This window comes from Herbiconiux daphne, from assembly GCF_024979295.1.
GTDB lineage: Bacteria > Actinomycetota > Actinomycetes > Actinomycetales > Microbacteriaceae > Herbiconiux > Herbiconiux daphnes.
The window spans coordinates 1-4,217 of the sequence record NZ_JANLCJ010000027.1; the positions used below are offsets into that span (position 1 = coordinate 1).

General features: G+C 35.8%; 10 protein-coding genes. All 10 read right to left on the reverse strand.

The window, feature by feature from the left end:
- Positions 1-208 precede the first annotated feature (208 nt).
- Positions 209-472, reverse strand: a complete 264-nt coding sequence (locus N1032_RS22050) for a hypothetical protein (RefSeq protein WP_259542347.1) — start codon at positions 470-472, stop codon at positions 209-211.
- 134 nt (positions 473-606) lie between these two features.
- Complete coding sequence (locus tag N1032_RS22055) at positions 607-930, reverse strand: hypothetical protein (RefSeq protein ID WP_259542349.1); 324 nt, start codon at positions 928-930, stop codon at positions 607-609.
- 296 nt (positions 931-1,226) lie between these two features.
- Complete coding sequence (locus N1032_RS22060) at positions 1,227-1,445, reverse strand: hypothetical protein (protein ID WP_259542350.1); 219 nt, start codon at positions 1,443-1,445, stop codon at positions 1,227-1,229.
- Positions 1,446-1,547: 102 nt separating this feature from the next.
- Positions 1,548-1,745 (reverse strand): hypothetical protein, encoded by a 198-nt coding sequence (locus tag N1032_RS22065; RefSeq protein WP_259542351.1) that lies wholly within the window; start codon positions 1,743-1,745, stop codon positions 1,548-1,550.
- Between the two features lie 123 nt (positions 1,746-1,868).
- On the reverse strand, positions 1,869-2,162 hold the full coding sequence (locus tag N1032_RS22070; RefSeq protein ID WP_259542354.1) for a hypothetical protein: 294 nt from the start codon (positions 2,160-2,162) through the stop codon (positions 1,869-1,871).
- A 75-nt stretch (positions 2,163-2,237) separates the two neighbouring features.
- The gene (locus N1032_RS22075) at positions 2,238-2,438 is read right to left on the reverse strand and encodes a hypothetical protein (RefSeq protein ID WP_259542359.1); all 201 of its coding nucleotides are present in this window, start codon (positions 2,436-2,438) and stop codon (positions 2,238-2,240) included.
- 3 nt (positions 2,439-2,441) lie between these two features.
- The gene (locus N1032_RS22080; RefSeq protein ID WP_259542360.1) at positions 2,442-2,708 is read right to left on the reverse strand and encodes a hypothetical protein; all 267 of its coding nucleotides are present in this window, start codon (positions 2,706-2,708) and stop codon (positions 2,442-2,444) included.
- Positions 2,709-2,720: 12 nt separating this feature from the next.
- The gene (locus N1032_RS22085; RefSeq protein ID WP_259542361.1) at positions 2,721-3,005 is read right to left on the reverse strand and encodes a hypothetical protein; all 285 of its coding nucleotides are present in this window, start codon (positions 3,003-3,005) and stop codon (positions 2,721-2,723) included.
- A 204-nt stretch (positions 3,006-3,209) separates the two neighbouring features.
- On the reverse strand, positions 3,210-3,545 hold the full coding sequence (locus N1032_RS22090; protein ID WP_259542362.1) for a hypothetical protein: 336 nt from the start codon (positions 3,543-3,545) through the stop codon (positions 3,210-3,212).
- A gap of 2 nt (positions 3,546-3,547) precedes the next feature.
- On the reverse strand, positions 3,548-4,217 hold a 670-nt coding region (locus N1032_RS22095), incomplete at its 5' end, for a hypothetical protein (protein WP_259542363.1).

Consider the following 4,217-nt stretch of genomic DNA (forward strand, 5'->3'; position numbering starts at 1 on the left):
ATTCAGATGATACGTCAAGTGTTAATGTTGTACCAACTGCTGCAACTTTGGCAGTAGCAAGTTCTTCTGCTTCAAATAGTCTGTTTGCTGTTTTGTTAGCAATTACTTCTGCGTATTTTGAAGCGTCTTCAAGTGGGTCAGTTTCTTCAAATGGAGAAACATTAACCACCAATGAACGTTTCTTTGATGTTTTAGTTTCAACTGTATCTCAAGTAACTTTTTGTGCTGTATCTAACAGTGCAATTGCGTCTGTAGCAGCCTTACCTGTTTTAGTTGGAGCATCTTTTGCTATAAGTCTTTTAAAACGTTGGATTGCAACTTGTGAACCTGTATTAGCAGTGTCACCTTGTGCTGCAAATGGAATAAACTTAACACCTTTGTTTAGTTGTGCAAGTCCCAATAGAGGGAATTGTCCAGATGCGTATTGTGTTTCCGCTGAGTCACGGAAAATTTCTAAATATTTCTTTGCCATCTTGTGGTCTCCTTATGTTATGAATTTTTCATAAACTTATAATCTTTTTTGGTTTCTTCCGGTTTCTTACCGGCTTCCACCGTTGTTGTTGTGACTTTGGCTGCGGCAGGGTCTTGTACTTGAGCCTTTTGCAGTCATTGTCTTGCTTTGATAACTTCACTTACTTTTGTTGTGATAGCGTTATCATCATCTTCATCTGTAAGCCCTGCAAGAGCTATAGCGTCCGCAAGCTTATCTTCATCAGTCAGATTACCCACCAGGGAATTGATTTTTGACTTTCTTTCTGATGCTTTGTAAGGTTTCAGTTCTTCAACTAACTTGTTGTGTGCTTCTGGTGACACATAGTCTTTGAATTCAGACTGACCAAATTTGATAGCGTCACTTATGATTGCCTGTACATCAGCAGCCGTAAATGATTCTTTTCCGTCAAATTGCGGTGAAAGTTTAAACTGTTTCATAATACCTCTACGTAGATTTGTTTATAGACACTCTTCTATGTCTTCAAATAAATTATATCAAAAGAAAAGAACACCCCCTATGTAAAGAGTATTCTTTGTATAGCAATTGTCTCATTATCCTTATTGAATGAAGGTATTGTGAGTGTTACACCATTTAGGGTAATTTTAAACTCATTAGACCACATTGAAGTTATAATTAACTCATCTATGCTATCAATTGTTTGATTTCTTGTCTCAATCAAGTCCAATTGGACTGTTGGTGAAGTGATTGCAAGGTAATCATTCATAAAGTATCTTCATGAATTTTTATCAAATGTCACGTCTCTTGACATATCTACGGTTGTAATATTACCATTGATTGTAAGTTGCGTGTTGATTAAACGCTCTCTCACTTTGAAATATGCAGAACCAGATGCTGAACCAAAATTATAAAAAAAGTTTGGATTTGCAATATAACCAGTTCCTTTAAGAGTTGAGTCCTGAGTGAATTCAACAACTTCTTTGTTTACTCTCAATCATTCTGCTTCAAGTTCTGATGTAGTGACAACCCTTGTGAATTCTCTATTTGAAGGTGGAGTGAAACCAGCATGAGTAGCAGCACCATATACAAAATCAAATCATGTTTCATTTACTGTATCCCCAACAGTTTCAAAACTTGGGTGTCTATATCTATGACCTGCCGCCATTTGAATAGCCGCTGAATTTTCCTGGTCAACAGCACCCATATCAGTTACTACCGCATTAACACCTGGGTTTTGTGCCAAGTATGAGGATAATATGTATGCTCTTCTTTCAGCATCATTTGTCCAAGGCATCTTTTTACCATAATCAGTGTATGCTGTATTTCATTTGACAGCCCTATTGGTGTTGTTTGTTGTAACTGTGGCATTGTTCAAGAACAGTTTTGAAAATTCTTGTTGGTCTGCAATTGGTAAATATCAAATATATTGTATGTCACGTGAAGAAGTTGTATCAACATCACCAGGCAATGGCAACTTGCTGATTTCACCAATTATATCTGGAATAACAGGTAAGGTGATTTTTCTATCAGTTTGCATAACTTTTACTTCTGAAATATTAACTGATGACTTAGGTTTGATTGTACCACCTGAAACATCAAAATATCTTGAAAATAATGTAAATGTTGTTTTCATGTCAGCAAGAAGATTGATAATTGTTCTTGTGTCATCAGCGTTACTTGGTTTGTCAGCAATATTAGTTGAATTTTTCAATGCAACACCATTTTTGTCATATCAGTAGTACTTTGTTATGAAATTGATTGGTGTTGAACCTGTTGGTCTTAGGAATCAAGGTAAGTAAACTTCATTGAAGTTATTTTGCCCTTTTCCTATTGAGTATGTAGAATAGATATATCTTGAAAGTGCAACAGTAAATTCTTTTACAGCAAGGTAATGAGTGTCCTCATTAGCACCATAATGTGTCTTTTGATAGTTGTCAAACAGTGAATCAATAACTTTAATAGGGTCTTTTGCTGCTATGGCAGCCACATTTCAATTAACTGAACCAACTGAAGTGTTACCGTGAATATCTCCCATTTTAGCACCACCACCAGAATCTTTAGCCTCTTGGGCTGTGTATCTTGGAACTGTGGCAAAGTTTGTACCAAATAGATAAGAAATTGTTACTGCATCATAAATTAGATTACGTTCATCATCTTGTAAGAAGTCTCTCTTTTGACCACCCATTGTGATTTGTTTAAGACTGTCAAAATTTGACCCTGTGATGAATTGTGTTGCTATGAATTCAGGCATAACCACGTCATAATCAAATCAATCTGCAAACATAGTAACTTTGTCCTGTGTTGAAACTGATGTCATTTTAAATGGTGTCAGACCACTTACTGAATTGAAGTCAATATCAGTTTGCTTTCCATTTAGGTTTCCCTTTGCCATAATTCCACCAATAAGTGAAGTCTTCTCAATTTCAACTGATATACCTGATTTGTCAGTACCCCCAACTTTTATTTTTGGTGCTTTGAATTCATTCCCAAGTCCAATTCTAAATAAGATTCTTGCATTTGTGAAAGATGCTTCAAGATTAGTGATATTGACCATAGTTCATTCATACAGACCTTCTGGTTGTATGTCATTAGTTACAGCAAGCATACCTTCTTTTGCCTCAATCATTGAAGAAGACACAAATACTGGTTGAGTACCAGCTTCATATTGTGTAGCATCAAATGGTACACCAACTGTAAAGATAGCAGGGATAAGTCTTGCTTGACCTAATTTAATACTTTCAAATTCACCTTCATAATATCAATTAGAAAGCATCATAAATGAGTCTTCCTCTTTTAGTTCTTGTCCAAATACAGAAGTTGAAGATGTAATATCCATAATTGTATCTGAAGAAATATCAGTATATACTTCAAAATATTTATTTCCATTGTCATCAACTTTAAGAATTTCATTTGTTGTATCAAGATTTGCTTGTGACACAATTGCCACTGATACAGCATTTTGCATCATAAACGCTTTTGACTTATCAGTGTTTACCAATTCATAAGGATAGATTTTAAGCATTCCTTCAGGAACATAGTCATCAAGAATTGGTGCTTTTATATCATAGACCGGTGAGTATTTTATTTCTGCCATAGTTATTCTCCTTGTGTTACTTCATTAAGCCCTGTAACGTTTGCTTTTGGGTCAACAGGTTCCAGCATCCCATTTTTCAATGATTCAGCTTCTGCCAAGTTCTTTGTTGCAATACCTCTTGCTTGGTCTGCCTGTGCTTTCTTGAGTTCAGCAATGGCGTTAAGGTTGTCAATTCTGTTTTGTTCAAATTCTGACATAACCAATTTGATTTGTTTTGTTTCAACACCTTCAATAAGAGCAATCATATCAATCAGCTTTTGAAGTTGTCTTTGTCTGAATTTCAGTTTGGCTGTCATATATTCAAATGCCTTTTGGTTAAATATAAGAAGGTCATATTCATTTTTTCTTGTATCTGAACCGTGGTCACGGAACATAAATGACAGTTCTCTGATTCTTCCGTCTATAAACCCCACCACCCTTTGCAGCATATCAACAGAAGTTGAGATACCGGATAGTGTAGAAACTGCGTTTCCAATGACGTTGTCCGGGTCAGTTGTGGAGAAAGTTGATGAACCACCTTCAATAACTTCCTTTTCAAATTCCTTAGCACCCTGTGAAGAGTTAAGGTATTCATTGAAAGCAAAAATGATTTTGGACTTTTCAACTTCATTTGGAAGCATATTGACCATCTTTTGAGCCATTTTCAGCAATCCTGAAGCTGATGGAAGGATG